13 protein-coding genes are annotated in these 13,914 nt (G+C 72.0%); 5 read left to right on the top strand and 8 right to left on the bottom strand.

Going from position 1 to position 13,914, the window contains the following annotated elements; translation table 11 throughout:
* Positions 1–17: 17 nt before the first annotated feature.
* The 4 genes from F9278_RS14520 to F9278_RS14505 all read right to left on the bottom strand — a co-directional run bounded on the left by F9278_RS14520 (position 18) and on the right by F9278_RS14505 (position 4,462).
* Entirely contained in the window at positions 18–1,355 is a 1,338-nt protein-coding gene (locus F9278_RS14520) for an ABC transporter substrate-binding protein (protein ID WP_152168711.1), read from the bottom strand.
* A gap of 147 nt (positions 1,356–1,502) precedes the next feature.
* On the bottom strand, positions 1,503–2,735 hold the full coding sequence (locus F9278_RS14515) for an ROK family transcriptional regulator (protein ID WP_152168710.1): 1,233 nt from the start codon (positions 2,733–2,735) through the stop codon (positions 1,503–1,505).
* A 152-nt stretch (positions 2,736–2,887) separates the two neighbouring features.
* Complete coding sequence (locus tag F9278_RS14510) at positions 2,888–3,727, bottom strand: hypothetical protein (RefSeq protein WP_152168709.1); 840 nt, start codon at positions 3,725–3,727, stop codon at positions 2,888–2,890.
* A 198-nt stretch (positions 3,728–3,925) separates the two neighbouring features.
* Positions 3,926–4,462 (bottom strand): HNH endonuclease, encoded by a 537-nt coding sequence (locus tag F9278_RS14505; RefSeq protein WP_152168708.1) that lies wholly within the window; start codon positions 4,460–4,462, stop codon positions 3,926–3,928.
* Positions 4,463–4,777: 315 nt separating this feature from the next.
* Between F9278_RS14505 and F9278_RS14500 the strand changes: the two genes are divergently transcribed.
* On the top strand, positions 4,778–5,875 hold the full coding sequence (locus F9278_RS14500) for a mechanosensitive ion channel family protein (RefSeq protein WP_152168707.1): 1,098 nt from the start codon (positions 4,778–4,780) through the stop codon (positions 5,873–5,875).
* Positions 5,876–5,940: 65 nt separating this feature from the next.
* Here F9278_RS14500 and F9278_RS14495 read toward each other — a convergent pair whose 3' ends face one another.
* Genes F9278_RS14495 through F9278_RS14485 form a run of 3 tightly spaced genes read right to left on the bottom strand, consistent with a single transcriptional unit; the run spans position 5,941 to position 8,575 of the window.
* Positions 5,941–7,299, bottom strand: coding sequence for an ABC transporter permease family protein (locus F9278_RS14495; protein WP_152173862.1), 1,359 nt, complete (start codon positions 7,297–7,299; stop codon positions 5,941–5,943).
* A 32-nt stretch (positions 7,300–7,331) separates the two neighbouring features.
* Entirely contained in the window at positions 7,332–8,045 is a 714-nt protein-coding gene (locus F9278_RS14490) for an ABC transporter ATP-binding protein (protein ID WP_152168706.1), read from the bottom strand.
* Positions 8,042–8,575, bottom strand: coding sequence for a PadR family transcriptional regulator (locus F9278_RS14485; RefSeq protein WP_152168705.1), 534 nt, complete (start codon positions 8,573–8,575; stop codon positions 8,042–8,044). The genes F9278_RS14490 and F9278_RS14485 overlap by 4 nt, the downstream gene beginning before the upstream one ends.
* Positions 8,576–8,737: 162 nt before the next feature.
* Between F9278_RS14485 and F9278_RS14480 the strand changes: the two genes are divergently transcribed.
* From F9278_RS14480 to F9278_RS14470, 3 genes are all read left to right on the top strand, one after another.
* Complete coding sequence (locus tag F9278_RS14480) at positions 8,738–8,974, top strand: hypothetical protein (RefSeq protein WP_152168704.1); 237 nt, start codon at positions 8,738–8,740, stop codon at positions 8,972–8,974.
* Positions 8,975–9,004: 30 nt separating this feature from the next.
* Entirely contained in the window at positions 9,005–11,062 is a 2,058-nt protein-coding gene (gene malQ, locus F9278_RS14475; RefSeq protein ID WP_152168703.1) for a 4-alpha-glucanotransferase, read from the top strand.
* Positions 11,063–11,330: 268 nt separating this feature from the next.
* Positions 11,331–11,594, top strand: a complete 264-nt coding sequence (locus tag F9278_RS14470; protein WP_152168702.1) for a hypothetical protein — start codon at positions 11,331–11,333, stop codon at positions 11,592–11,594.
* A 67-nt stretch (positions 11,595–11,661) separates the two neighbouring features.
* Here the strand turns inward: F9278_RS14470 and F9278_RS14465 are convergent, their stop codons facing one another.
* Positions 11,662–12,249, bottom strand: a complete 588-nt coding sequence (locus F9278_RS14465) for a TetR/AcrR family transcriptional regulator (RefSeq protein WP_152168701.1) — start codon at positions 12,247–12,249, stop codon at positions 11,662–11,664.
* A gap of 123 nt (positions 12,250–12,372) precedes the next feature.
* On the opposite strand from F9278_RS14465, the gene F9278_RS14460 reads away from it, so the two are divergent.
* Positions 12,373–13,914, top strand: a complete 1,542-nt coding sequence (locus F9278_RS14460; protein WP_152168700.1) for an FAD-dependent monooxygenase — start codon at positions 12,373–12,375, stop codon at positions 13,912–13,914.

The following is a 13,914-nucleotide window of genomic DNA, read 5'->3' as shown; positions in this document are numbered from 1 at the left end:
TCCGGTATTCCGTACCGCTACTTCGCCTGGGCGATGTCGGTGTCGATCTGCGCCGCGGTCTTCTCCAGACCCTTCTGCAGATCCGTCACCTTGCCGGACTCGTACTGGTAGCCGAAGTCCTGGAGCGTCGTCTGGTACGTGGAGCCGTTGATGGAGGCCGGCGGGGTGTTCGAGTGCGTGTTCTGGGCGATGTCCAGGAAGGTCTGGAAGCCCTCGTCCACCTTCAGGTCGGGCGACTTCAGGGCCGCGAACGTGGACGGCACGTTGTGGATGGCGTTGGCGAAGGAGACGACGGCGCCGGTGTCGGTCGTCAGGTACTTCACCAGCTCCCAGGCCGCGTTCTGCTTCTCGCTCTGCGGGGCGATGCCGATGATCGTGCCGGAGAGGAAGCCCTTGCCGTACTCGTCGACCTCGTCGTCGGCCACGGGCATGGGCGCGGTGCCGATCTCGAAGTCGGTCCCGGCGGCCTCCGCCATACCGAGCCGCCACTCGCCGTCCAGCTGCATGGCCACCTGGCCGGTCTGGAACGGGTGCTTGGCGCCCCACTCGTCACCGAAGGTGTTCCGGTACTTCTCCAGCTTCTCGAAGCCGCCGAGCGAGTCCACCAGGCTCTTCTGGTACGTGAACATCTCCGCGAACGCCGGGTCCTCGGAGATGTTCGACTTGCCCTCGGAGTTGAAGTAGGAGTGGTCCCACTGCGACATGTAGTGGTCCACGACCGTCTCGTAGCCGTGGTAGTTCGGCATGAACCCGAGCTGCGCGTAGCTGTCGCCCTTGGTCTTGGTCAGCTTCTTGGCGACCTTCGCGAACTCCGACCACGTCTTCGGCGGCGCCTTGATGCCGGCCTTCCGATACGCGTCCTTGTTGTAATACAGCCCGTACGCGTCACCCAGCAGCGGCAGCGCGCAGCGGGTGCCCTCGAACTGGGTGTAGTCCAGCATCGGCTTCGGGATGATCTTGTCGAGGTCCAGCTTCGACTTCTCGATGAACGGCTTCAGGTCGAGGAACGCCCCGGACGAGCAGAACTTGCCGATGTTCGACGTCGTGAACGACGACACCACGTCCGGCCCGCTCGAACCGCCCGCCCGCAGCGCCTGGTTGAGCTTGTCGTCGTTGATGTTCCCGACGACCTTCACCGTGATGTTCGGGTGCTCCTTCTCGAACTTGTCCACGTTCGCCTGGATCGCCTTCACCTCGGCGGGCGCGCTCCACCCGTGCCAGAAGGTGATCGTCGTCTTGGCGTTCGGGTCGTCGGAGGCACGGGAGTCGGCCTGACCCGTACACGCGGTGGCGAGCAGGGAGAGGGAGGCGGTGGCGGCGAGCGCGATGGCGGCTTTCTTGGATATTCCGGACATTGCGGAGTCTCCTGAGGGAGGGGAGGGGTGATCTGCGAGGAAGGGAGTGCGCCCGGGAAACCCAGGGGGTGCGGGGCTGTATCGATGTGCGGCTCCGCCGCGTGGGCGCGACCAGCCACGAACGGCCCGCATGCTCTGAACGATCGATCAGCGCGAGGTGTCGAAGACTTCGTCACGCGTCGCGGCGAGCGCGCTCTCCAGCGCCCCCCGCAGCACAGGGTGTTCACGTACGTCACCGAGGACGAGCCGGGGCCGGGACGCGGCCAGCTCCGCCAACTCGGCCTCGACGAGCCCCCGCAGCGGCTCACCACCGGCGGTGAGCGCCGTACCGCTGAGGACGACGAGTTCGGGATCGAGTACGGCGATGAGGGCGGCGATACCCGTGGCGAGCCCGGTGGCGTACGTGGCCAGAAGTCGCCGGTGGGACCCGGAGTCGGGGTCGGCGGCGGCGCGGGCCACCAGCTCCGCCGCGACCTCGGCGTACGGCCCCTCCGGGATCGGGGAGATGCCCAGCTCACGGGCGAGCCGGGGGATGATCTGCGAACCGGCGAGCTCCTGGAAGCCCCCGCTGTTCGCCTTGGTGACCTGACGGACCAGCGGCACCCCGGGCACGGGCAGGAACCCGACCTCGCCGGCGCCCCCGGTGAAGCCCCGGTGCAGCCGTCCGCCCAGTATCACGGCCGCGCCGAGACCGCCCTCGTTCCACAGCAGGACGAAGTCCTCGTGGCCCTTGGCCGCGCCCAGCCGTTGTTCGGCCAGCGCGGCGAGGTTCACGTCGTTCTCGTACTCCACCGGCATCGGCAGCGCGGCGGCGAGTTCACCGAGGAGGGCGGGGGAGTGCCAGCCGGGCAGATGCGAGGCGTACCGCAGCCGTCCGGTGCCCGGGTCGAAGGCGCCGGGTGTGCCGATGACCAGGCGGCGCACATCGGACCGGACGAGCCCGGCGGCCTTGACCGCCCCGTCGAGCGCGGTGGTGACCTGTCGTACGACGGGTTCGGCGGGGCGTCGTCCGGGGGTGGGGACGGCGTGCTCGCCGACCGTGCGGCCGGTGATGTCGGCGACGGCGGCCAGGACGCGTTCGGGGGTGACGTCGAGCCCGGCGGCGTAGGCGGCGGTCGGGTCGACCGCGTAGAGCTGGGCGTTGGGGCCGGGTCGGCCCGCGCCCGAGTCGCTCGCGCCGGCGCCGGACCCGTCCGTGCCGGTGCCCGTGGCGATCACGAGTCCGGCGGCTTCGAGTCGGGCCAGGAGCTGTGAGGCGGTCGGCTTGGACAGCCCCGTCAGCTTGCCGAGCCGGGTCCGGGAGAGCGGCCCGTGCTCCAGCAGCAGGTCGAGTGCGGCGCGGTCGTTCATGGCGCGCAGTACGCGGGGGGTTCCTGCCATGGTCCGCCACCTGCCCAACTGTTAGGAAAGTTTCCTGTCGGATGCCAGGACGATAGGACTAGACCAGGTGAGCGTCAATATCCGGCCAACAAAAACCGCCCCCGGCAACGGAGTCGTTACCTGGGGGCGGTGTCGGCCACGGAGGCCGAGGACTACTTCACATCGACGTAATCCGCCGCGGACGTCACGGCCGCGGTGGTGGTCGTGCCCGCGAACCTGTAGCGGTACGAGCCGTCCTTGGACGCCTTCACGGTGGTCTTGAGGGCGCCGGCCGTACCGGAGGTCACCGTCTTCACGTCCGTGTAGGCGGTGGCGCCCTTGGCCTTGAACTGGAGGGTGGCCTTCTGGCCCTTGTAGCCCGCGTACTTGCCGGTGTTCCAGTCCGCGCGGGTCAGACCGCCCTTGACGGTCAGGGTCCCGCCCTTGACGACCGGCTCCGGGGTGGCGTTGACGGTGGCCTTGGCGAGCCGCTGGAGCTTGGCGGTGCCGAGCGGGCCCCACGCGTCGAAGCCGGTGTGCAAGCTGATGTGCCCGTCGGAGTCGTCGAGGTCGGCCGCCGACTCGACGTAGAAGGCGGAGGCCTTCCAGGTGGTGGCGTCCGCGCCCTCGAAGAGGTACTCGCGCGGATCGACGGTGAGCTTCGTCGAGCAGGACTCGGCCACCGTGGTGTCGGTGGTCGCGGTCGTGGTGCAGGCGGGCTTCTTCGAGGAACTGTCCAGAGCGTTGTCGGGCTCAATGAGTGACTTGCCCCGGTAGAGGACGATGCCCAGGAAGTTGTTCTTGTAGTCGATCACGAGGTCGGCCGGCCGGGTGAAGCTGTACGTGACCGGCACGGTCACGGCGGCCCTGGTGCCGACCACGATCGGCTTGCCGTTGTTGACCGTGACGGCGCCGAAGGTCAGGTCCGGCGAGTCGGCCAGCGCGGCGGGCGCGGCCAGACCGGTGAGAGCCAGGGCGCCGGACACGGCGGCACCTATGGCGAGCTTGCGCATGAGTCCCCACATTCGCGGCGGGCCCCTGGGCGTTGCGCTCCAGAACAAGGGCCCGCTGTTGGGGTGACACTAAGCGATCACATGTGCGGGAGGAACACGGGGTACCTGTGAAGACGGTAACGAATCCGCAGGTCAACCGGATGTGAGCGTTCCGGGCGCCCCGTCGCGGGGCACCCGGTCATGCGAAGACCCGGACCGTCAGGCGGAGATGCCGTCGATCCGGGCCATCGCGTCGTCCGCGCCGAAGGGCTGTAGGTAGGGCAGCCAGCGCGGGTCCCTATGGCCCGTGCCGATGATGCGCCAGGCCAGCCCGGTGGGCGGGGCGGGTTTGTGGCGGAGCCGCCAGCCGATCTCGACGAGATGGCGATCGGCCTTGACATGGTTGCAGCGGCGGCACGACGCGACGACGTTGTCCCAGACGTGCTTGCCCCCGCGGCTGCGCGGGATGACGTGGTCGACGCTGGTTGCGACGCCACCGCAGTACATGCACCGGCCCCCGTCACGGGCGAACAGCGCCCGACGGGTCAGAGGAACGGGCCCCCGATAGGGAACCCGGACGAATCGCTTGAGCCGGACCACGCTGGGTGCGGGGATTGTGACGGTCGCGCTGTGCAGATAGGCGCCGGATTCTTCCAGGGAGATCGCCTTGTTCTCCAGGACGAGGACGAGCGCGCGGCGGAGCGGTACGACACCGAGCGGCTCGTACGACGCGTTGAGGACCAGGACGTGCGGCACGGATGCCTCCTTGTACGCCGGCGGCGCGTGGCTCGCGCCGTGGACGATCCGTAGTCAGTCTCCCCTCATGCCTGGTGGAAGCGCCACCATGTCCCGGTAACGGGCTGGGAGTGTTTTCGACCACACCCTGATTCATCCCCCGCCGTGTGCGCCCTTCACTCCCTGGTGAGCGCCCTGTCTCCCTCGAACATGGCGACGACCTCCACGCAATGCCCCGTTAGTGTGGTGGGCCTGCCCGTCCGGTGACCTTTCCGTGACCCGATGGATCTTGACCGCCGTGCCGGAGGGCAGATAACGCACCTGGAGGTTCCCGCCGTGTCGTCCGTTTCTTCCCTGTCCCTCCTCCTGGCCGCCTCGCCGTCGCCGTCTCCCTCCGAGACGTCGACGACGCCCGCCGTGCCCTCGCTGGAGGATGCCCAGGAGAGCGCGACCAACGCCGCCAGCTGGGTCGAGGAGAACTGGTCCACATGGCTGGCCATCGGTCTCCGCGTCCTGCTGATCGTGGTGATAGCGGCGGTGCTGAGAGTGGTGGTCCGGCGGGCGATCACCAAGCTGATAGACCGGATGAACCGCGCGGTCCCGGGCGTCGAGGGCGGCGCCCTCGGCGGGCTGCTGGTCAATGTCGAGCGCCGCCGCCAGCGCTCCCAGGCCATCGGCTCGGTACTGCGCTCGGTGGCGTCCTTCCTGATCCTGGGCACCGCCGCCCTGATGGTCCTCGGCACCTTCGAGATCAATCTCGCCCCGCTGCTGGCCTCCGCCGGTGTCGCGGGCGTCGCCATCGGTTTCGGCGCCCGGAACCTGGTCACGGACTTCCTCTCCGGTGTCTTCATGATCCTGGAGGACCAGTACGGCGTCGGCGACACCGTGGACGCGGGCGTCGCCTCCGGCGAGGTCATCGAGGTCGGCCTGCGCGTCACCAAGCTGCGCGGCGACAACGGCGAGATCTGGTACGTCCGCAACGGCGAGGTCAAGCGCATCGGCAACCTCTCCCAGGGCTGGGCCACCGCCGGCGTCGACGTCACCGTCCGTTACGACGAGGACCTCGACAAGGTCCGCCGCACCCTCGTGGAGGTCGGCGAGGCGATGAGCAAGGAGGACCCCTGGAACGAGCTGCTCTGGGGTCCCATCGAGGTCCTCGGCCTCGACGACGTGCTGCTGGACTCGATGGTCGTCCGCGTCTCCGCCAAGACCATGCCGGGCAAGGCCCTCACCGTCGAGCGCGAGCTGCGCTGGCGCATCAAGAAGGCCTTCGACGCCGCCGACATCCGCATCGTCGGCGGTGTCCCGGCCCTCGTCGCCGACGAGGACGCCGACCCGACGGCCGGCGTCTCGGCCCCGTCCGTCTACGCCAACACGGCCTCGCCCCAGTCGGAACGGGCCACGCCGATCGCGCCCTCGGGCGTGCCCAAGTAGCGCGAGGGCGCGCGGAGGCTCGTGCGTGACAGTGGGGGCGCCCGGATCTCTCCGGGCGCCGGGTCCTACGCGTACCGCAGCTCCGTGGGCCGGACCGTGCGGCGCAGCAGGGGCAGGGCCGTGGCGGCGGCGAGGAGGCAGGCGCCGTAGACCGCGAGCGGCACCAGGAAGGCGCCGTAGGGGACGACCAGGCCGTCACCGAGGGCCGTGGCGTACACCACGGCGATCGCCGTGCCACCGAGACCGGCGACCAGCACCGACGGCGCCAGCGGCAGGGCCGTCTCCAGCAGCAGCGCGCGGCGCAGCACCCCGTACGGCACCCCGGCGGCGACCTGGGCGGCCAGGCCCCGGCGGCGGGTGGCGAGGGACTCGGCGGTGCCGACGGCCAGGGCGAAGAGGGTGATGGCGAAGCCGACGAGGATGGCGGCGGCGGTGAGGTTGAGGCCGGTGACGTAGAAGTCGTCGCGCTCGGCCAGGTAGTCATACGTGGCGATGTCCGTGAGCAGCGCCCGCCGTACGCCGATGAATCCGCTGCCGGCCACGACCCCCATGAGGACGGCCGCATGGGTCCGGGCCGCCGCCCACGGGTCGTCGCGCAGCCGCTCGGCGGCGATCAGCACCGCCGGGCTCCCGGTGCGCCGGGCCAGCAGCCGCCCGGTGAGCAGCGAGACCGCGCCGGACAGCAGCACCGCGCCCGCGCCCACCGCGAGCAGCGCGCCGCCGACGATCAGCGGTGCCTGGCCGAACTTGCCGCCGGGCATGTAGCGGTTGGTGTTGGCGACGGCGAGCAGCGCCCCGAGCACCACCAGGGCCACCGCGCCCAGGAACACCCACCCGGGCCCGCGGCCCGTGTCCGGCCGCACCCTGCGCACCCGGCCCAGCGGCGAGGCGACCACCCGGCGCAGCGCCAGCACGCTCGCGCCCGCGCCCAGCGCCGGTACCCCGAGCGCCACCACGGCGACACCGGCCCAGGCCAGGGCGGGCGGGGTCCATGTGCTCAGCAGGAGCAGCACGAAGAAGACCGTGGTGACGAGGGAGCCGAGCAGACAGGCCACCCCGGTCTCCAGCGCCGCGATCCGCCGCACCTGGGCCGCCGACGCCCCGGCCAGCCGCAGCCCCGCCAGCCGCCGGTCGCGGTGGACGGCGCCGACCCGGGTGCACTGGCCGAGGAAGCCCAGCACCGGGACCAGCAGGAGCAGCAGGGTGACGATCACCCCGGAGCGCTCGCCGGGGTGATCGAGCAGACCGTGGCCGAACTCCACGCTGTACTGGCCCTCCAGCGAGGCCAGCGTGGCCGCCGCGGTGCCGAAGCCGGTGGCCAGGGCCGCCCCGAGGGCCGTCAGCGTCACCCGCCACCACTCCCGCCGGTCGGACCCCCGGACCAGCAGAAGGGCGAGACGGAGATCGTTCGCCGGCGCCTTCACCGGCGTGTGCGCGGGTGTCCTCACCGGCGGCTTCACCGGGACACCTCCAGTGCCGCGCCGGCCTCCGACACCACGACCCCGTCCTTCAGCGTGACCTCGCGGTCCGCGTACGCCGCGGTCTGCGCGTCGTGCGTGATCAGCAGCACCGCCGTACCGGACTCCCGGGCCGCGTGCGTCAGCGCCACCATCACCTGCTCGCCGGCCAGCGAGTCCAGCGCCCCGGTCGGCTCGTCCGCGAACACCACCCTGGGCGTGGTCACCAGCGCCCGCGCCAGCGACACCCGCTGCGCCTGGCCGCCGCTCAGCTCACCGGGCCGCTGCTCCTCCTGCCCGCGTACGCCGAACCGCTCCAGCCACGCACCGGCCCGCTCCCGCGCCTCCTGCCGGGACGTGCCGGCCAGCAGCAGCGGCAGCGCGACATTGTCGACGGCCGTCAGCTCGGGTATCAGCTGCCCGAACTGGAAGACGACCCCGAAGTCCGTCCGGCGCAGCTCGCTCAACTCCTTCTCGGGAAGCCGGTCGAGCTGCTTCCCGGCATATGTCACCGCGCCCTCGTCCGGCCGGACGATGCCCGCCAGACAGTGCAGCAACGTGGACTTCCCGCTGCCGCTGGCCCCGGTCACGGCGAGGATCTCGCCCTCGCCCAGCTCCAGCGAGGCGCCGCGCAGCGCCTTCGTCCTGCCGTGCGCCTTGACGAGCCCGCGCGCCGCGAGCAGCGGCAGGGGACCCGCGTTCTTCTCGGTCATGCTGCGTCGACCTCCGCGGTCAGGGTGGTCAGCCGGGCCGCCGTGGTGTTCATCCAGCGGAGATCGGCGTCGAGATGGTTGAGGGCGTAGTCCGCCGCGAGCACGGTCGCGAGATCGGCTCCCGGCGCGGTCTTCACGCCGGTCAGCTCACGCATGCGCGTCATGTGCGCCGTGCGCTGCGCCCGGAGGTGGGCGGCCGGGTCGCCGCCGGCCAGGATCGAGACGACGAGCTTGGTGAAGATCTCGTTGGTCACGAACGGCGCGGGCGGGGTGATCGCCCCGGCCCACGCGGTCAGCTCGCGCGCCCCCTCGGCCGTCGAGCGGTACATGGTCCGCTCCGGGCCGCTGTCCGCCTCGGTGCCGTCGATCTCGGCGAGCCCGTCGCGGACCAGCCGCTGCAGGGTCGTGTAGACCTGCCCGTAGGCCAGCGGGCGGGCCTGCGGAAAGCGTTCGTCGTGCCGTCGCTTGAGGTCGTAGCCATGGCTCGGCCCACCGGCGAGCAGCCCCAACAGGATGTGACGGGTGCTCATGCCCTCCAGTATGCACCGAGTATATGTACTGAGTGAATAGTGACCGCGGGAGTGAGCAAAGCCACGATGTCCGCCCACCCACGTCTGCGGTGGCGCGCGCTGGGTAGGGCTGGAGTACCCCCGGACCCGCATCCATCGCCGTACGACGACAAGGAGGCCCCCGTGGCCGCACCGGCTCACCTTCCGACCCAGGCCCGCTCCAAACGCACCGCGGAGCCGTACGAGCTCCACGAGCCCCACACTTGCGTCTTCAGCGCCGAGGGCCCCTGCGCCGACGCCCCGCTCACCAGCGAGCCCCCGCTCCCCGACGCCGAGCCCCTCACCAGCGAGCCGCCCCTCACCGACGCGGCACCCCTCACCAGTGAACCCACGTCCCACGGCGCCGCAGCGGGGGTCTAGATGCACGAAGATCCAGGGGGTTCGAGCCCGATGCCCGGCACCCCACTGGCCCGGCTCGCCGCACTGCACGGCGTCGCCACCTCCTACAGCCCCTCACCGGACCGTACGGTCGCGGCCTCGGACGGCGCGGTCGTCGCCGCCCTCGCCGCGCTGGACGTCGACGCGAGCACCCCGGAGGCCGTGACGGCCGCCCTCGCGGCACGCGAACGGCAGTTGGACGCACGGCTGTTGCCGCCCACCGTGGTCCGGTGGGCCGACGGCGCGCCGCCCGCCGCGCTGACCGCCCTCCCGGACGGCACCCGGCTGCGCGTCGAGACCGAACAGGGCGAAGTCCGTACCGGCATCGAGAACCTGCCCCCGGGCGTGCACGCCCTGCGCGCCACCACCCCCGACGGCCGCACCGCCGGCACCCACCTCGTCGTGGCCCCGGCCCGGCTGCCCGCCCCGCCCGGCCGCACCTACGGCCTCCTCGTCCAGCTCTACTCGCTCCTCTCGCGCCGCAGCTGGGGCATGGGCGACCTCGGCGACCTCGCCGAACTCACCGCCTGGGCCGGCCGCGCACTCGGCGCCGGATTCGTCCAGGTCAACCCGCTGCACGCGGCCGTCCCCGGCACCCCCACCGACCCCTCCCCGTACCGCCCGTCCTCCCGCCGCTATCCGGACCCGGTCCATCTGCGCGTCGAGGACATCCACGAATACCCGTACGCCCCCACCCCGGACTCCTTGCGGGAACGGGCCGCGCGGCTGCGGGAATCCGTCCTGGACAAGGGTGAGCTGATCGACCGGGACGCCGTGTGGGACCTCAAGCGCGAGGCCCTGGAACAGGTGCGCGCCGTGGAACTCGGCCCCGGGCGACGGGCCGCGTACTGGGACTTCCTCGCCGAGGAGGGCGAGGCGCTGGAGGACCACGCCACCTGGTGCGCGCTCGCCGAGGTCTACGGCTCCGACTGGCAGCGCTGGCCGGCGGGCCTGCGCGACCCGCGCTCCGCCGAGACGGCGCGCGCCCGGGGCGAGCTGATGGACCGCGTCGACTTCCACACCCGGCTGGCCTGGCTGACCGACGCCCAGCTCGGCACCGCGCAGCGCTCCGCGCGCGACGCGGGCATGCCGATCGGACTCGTCCACGACCTGGCCGTCGGCGTGCACCCCGGCGGTGCCGACGCCTGGGCGCAGCAGGAGTTCTTCGCGGCCGGCATGTCCGTCGGCGCGCCCCCCGACGCCTTCAACTCCCGGGGCCAGGACTGGGGCCTGCCGCCCTGGCGCCCCGACCGTCTCGCCGAGTCCGGATACGCCCCCTACCGCCACCTCCTGCGCGCCCTCCTGCGCCATGCGGGCGCCCTCCGCATCGACCACGTCATGGGCCTGTTCCGCCTCTGGTGGGTGCCCCAGGGCCAGGCCCCGACCGAGGGCACCTACGTCCGTTACGACGCGGACGCCATGCTCGCGATCCTGGTCCTGGAGGCGTCACGGGCCGGGGCGCTGGTGATCGGCGAGGATCTCGGCACGGTCGAGCCGGGGGTTCGCGAGGCCCTCGACGCGCGCGGTGTGCTCGGCACGTCCGTCCTGTGGTTCGAGCGCGACTGGGAGGGCACGGGCCGCCCCCTGCCGCCGGAGCGCTGGCGCGCGAACTGTCTCGCCACCGCCACCACGCACGACCTCCCGCCCACGGCGTCCCGGCTGACCTGCGACCACGTCGATCTCCGCCACGGGCTGGGGCTGCTCACCCGTTCGCTGGCCGAGGAGCGGGCCGAGGCCGCGGCCGACGCGGGTGAGTGGCTGGCCCTTCTCGCCCGGCTGGGCCTGCTGAAGGGGGCGGGCGGGGGCATCTCCACGACCTCCGAGGAGGACCGGATCCAGGCTGTCCACCGGTTCCTGCTCCGTACGCCCGCACGCATGATCGGACTCTGGCTCCCCGACACGCTCGGCGACCGGCGTCCGCAGAATCTGCCCGGCACGTGGGATCAGTATCCGAACTGGCGCCTCCCGATCGCCGACGCGACGGGTCGCCCCGTGACACTGGAGGACCTGGCGGCGTCCCCTCGGCTGTACGCGTTGGTGGATGTATTGAGGGGCGGGGGCGCGTCATAGCTCCGCCGGGGGTGCGTTGTCGGGTGCGGGTGCGTGGGGGCTGGTCGCGCAGTTCCCCGCGCCCCTGGAAAGCAGGGGCTGCGCCCCTTGCTTTCCAGGGGCGCGGGGCCGTGGTCTTTCAGGCCCGCGGGGGCCTGAATCTTTCAGGGGCGCGGGGAACCGCGCGAGAAGCCCCACGCACCCGCACCCGCCCACGAACCCCCACCCCCCCGAGCCATTAGGCGCCCCCGGTTCAGCGAAGCTCACCCGCGTTCGTTACCTTTAGCGCGTGGACAAGAAGAACGCCCTGCGCGCCGGCGCCCTGGCTGCCGGTACGACGCTGATGATGCTGCTCATGTCGTCCCCCGCCCTCGCGCTGACGCCCGACGACGGCGACGACCCGGGTCCGGGCCTCAGCGTGATCGAGACGCTCGGCCTCTTCGTCGTCGCGCCGCTCGCCCTGTTCGCGGTGATCACCGGTCTCGTGATGGTCCTGGACGGGTCGACGGACCGTCAGCCGAAGGCCAAGGCCAAGGCGAAGGCCAAGGCCTGACTGCCTTGAGGGCACCCTCCGCACACCGGTGCGGAGGGTGCCCTCGACGCGTTCCCGGCACGCGCCGCTACGGCCGGGGCGCCGTGAGATACCGCCGCACCGTCGGCCCCAGCCACTCCACGATCTCCTCACGGCTCAGCGCGACGGCCGGCCCGAACCGCAGGACATAGCGCGCCAGCGCCAGCCCCAGCACCTGTGACGAACACAGCGCCGCCCGCGTCGGCGCCTGTTCGGGGTCCGGGCACACCCGCCGCGCGAGCGGCAGCAACTGGTCCCGGAAGACACCCTGCATCCGCTCGGCGCCCGCCTGGTTCGTCGCGCCGACCCGGAGCATCGCGGTGAGCACCTCGTTCTCCTCCCAGAGGTCGAGGAAGTGGCTCACCAGCACCCGGCCCACGTCCCCCGCGTCGAACGAGTCCGGGTCCGGCAGCCGCAGATCGACGTCGAGGGCCGCCGCGTACAGGCCCTCCTTCGAGCCGTAGTACCGCATGACCATCGACGGATCGATCCGCGCGTCCTTGGCGATGGCCCGGATGGTGGCCCGGTCGTACCCGTCGGCCGCGAACCGCTCGCGCGCGGCCCGGAGGATCGCCTGCCGGGTGGCGTCGGAGCGGCGGGGTGTTCGCGCGGGAGGCGCGGCTTCCGTATCGGTCATGCCAACAAACGTAGGCCAACGCGTGTTGACAGTCCAGCCGGGTGTCCTTACGTTGACAACAGGTGTTGGCCAACAAACGTTGGCAAGCAGCCGTCGAGTCACCCGCGTCGGCAGGAGGCCGCCATGAACGGAGAGACCAGCGAGCGCCACGTCATCGTCGTGGGCGCGGGCCCCACCGGGTTGTTGCTGGCGGGCGACCTCGCCGCCGCCGGTGTCCCCGTCACGCTCGTCGAGAAGCGAGGTCACCGGATCAGCAACCTCTCCCGGGCCTTCGTCGTGCACGCCCGCACGCTGGAGCAGCTCGACGCCCGGGGCCTCGCCGACGCGCTGGAGGCAAAGGGCCGCACCCTCGACCGCATCAACCTCTTCGGCCGCCTCTCCGTACGCCTCGATACCCTCCCCTCCCGCTTCAACCATCTGCTGGTCATCCCGCAGTACGAGGTGGAGGAGGTCCTGGAGCGCCGGGCGGTGGAGGCCGGGGTGCGGTTCCGGTACGAGACGGAGGTGACCGCCATCGAGCAAGGCACGGACGCGGGCACGGCCACGGGCGTGGGAGCGGGCGGGGAAGAGGGCGGCGTCACGGTCGTCGTCCGCACGGCCGACGGCGGGACGGACCGGCTCATCGCCGCGTACGTCGTCGGGACGGACGGGCACCGCAGCGCGGTCCGTACGGCGGTCGGGCTGCCGTTCCCGGGGAAGTCGGTCATCCGTTCGGTGGTCCTCGCGGACGTACGGCTCGACGAGGAACCCGCCCAGGTGCTGACCGCGAACGCCGTCGGCGACGCCTTCGCCTTCATCGCGCCCTTCGGCGACGGCTACCACCGGGTCATCGGCTGGCACCGGGGCCACGACGTCCCCGACAGCGAGCCGCTCGGCCTCGACGAGGTCAGGGAGATCACCCGGCTCGCCCTCGGCCGTGACTACGGTATGCGCGACGCCCGCTGGATGTCCCGCTTCCACAGCGACGAGCGCCAGGCCCCCGCGTACCGCGTCGGCCGTGTCTTCCTCGCCGGTGACGCCGCCCATGTCCACACCCCGGCCGGCGGGCAGGGCATGAACACCGGTCTCCAGGACGCCGCGAACCTCGGCTGGAAGCTCGCCGCCGTCCTGGGCGGCCACGCGGACCCCGCGCTCCTCGACACCTACGAGGCCGAACGCCACCCCGTCGGCCGGGCCGTGCTCCGCAGCAGCGGGGGCATCGTCCGCCTCGCCATGGCCAAGTCCCCCTGGATGCTGGGGCTCCGCACCGCCCTCACCACCCTGGTCAACCAGGTCGCCCCGGTCCGCACCAGGGCGGTCGGCCGGATCACCGGTATCGGCTACCGGTACGCGGCACCGCGCGGTGCCCACCGCCTGGTCGGCACCCGCGTCCCGGACGTCGCCCTCATCACCGGCCGCCTCCACGAGTCCCTGCGCGGCGGCCGGTTCGTCCTCGTCACCCCGCCCGGCCGGGAGCCCGAGGGTGACCGGGGCGACCGCCTCGCCGTCGGCCACTGGACGAGTGATTGTCGTACGACCGTGCTGGTCCGGCCCGACGGATACGTGGCCTGGGCGGCGGACGACGCCGTCGACGACGCGACGGTCGAGGCGGCGCTGAGGGAGTGGCTGGGGGAGCCGCTGGGGGAGTCGCTGGAGCCGGGGAAGCCGCTGGGCTCCGAGGTGTGA

Origin of the sequence: Streptomyces phaeolivaceus (assembly GCF_009184865.1) — a bacterium.
Classification (GTDB): Bacteria; Actinomycetota; Actinomycetes; order Streptomycetales; family Streptomycetaceae; genus Streptomyces; species Streptomyces phaeolivaceus.
The sequence above is the reverse complement of the archived record's forward strand: the minus strand, read 5'-3'. Positions and strand labels throughout refer to the sequence as shown.

Coding starts and splice junctions, on each gene's coding strand:
- malQ (WP_152168703.1), top strand. CDS start 9,005: ATGCCCGGCACCCCACTGGCCCGGCTCGCCGCACTGCACGGCGTCGCC.
- F9278_RS14490 (WP_152168706.1), bottom strand. CDS start 8,045: ATGACCGAGAAGAACGCGGGTCCCCTGCCGCTGCTCGCGGCGCGCGGG.
- F9278_RS14510 (WP_152168709.1), bottom strand. CDS start 3,727: ATGCGCAAGCTCGCCATAGGTGCCGCCGTGTCCGGCGCCCTGGCTCTC.
- F9278_RS14485 (WP_152168705.1), bottom strand. CDS start 8,575: ATGAGCACCCGTCACATCCTGTTGGGGCTGCTCGCCGGTGGGCCGAGC.
- F9278_RS14520 (WP_152168711.1), bottom strand. CDS start 1,355: ATGTCCGGAATATCCAAGAAAGCCGCCATCGCGCTCGCCGCCACCGCC.
- F9278_RS14465 (WP_152168701.1), bottom strand. CDS start 12,249: ATGACCGATACGGAAGCCGCGCCTCCCGCGCGAACACCCCGCCGCTCC.
- F9278_RS14515 (WP_152168710.1), bottom strand. CDS start 2,735: ATGGCAGGAACCCCCCGCGTACTGCGCGCCATGAACGACCGCGCCGCA.
- F9278_RS14460 (WP_152168700.1), top strand. CDS start 12,373: ATGAACGGAGAGACCAGCGAGCGCCACGTCATCGTCGTGGGCGCGGGC.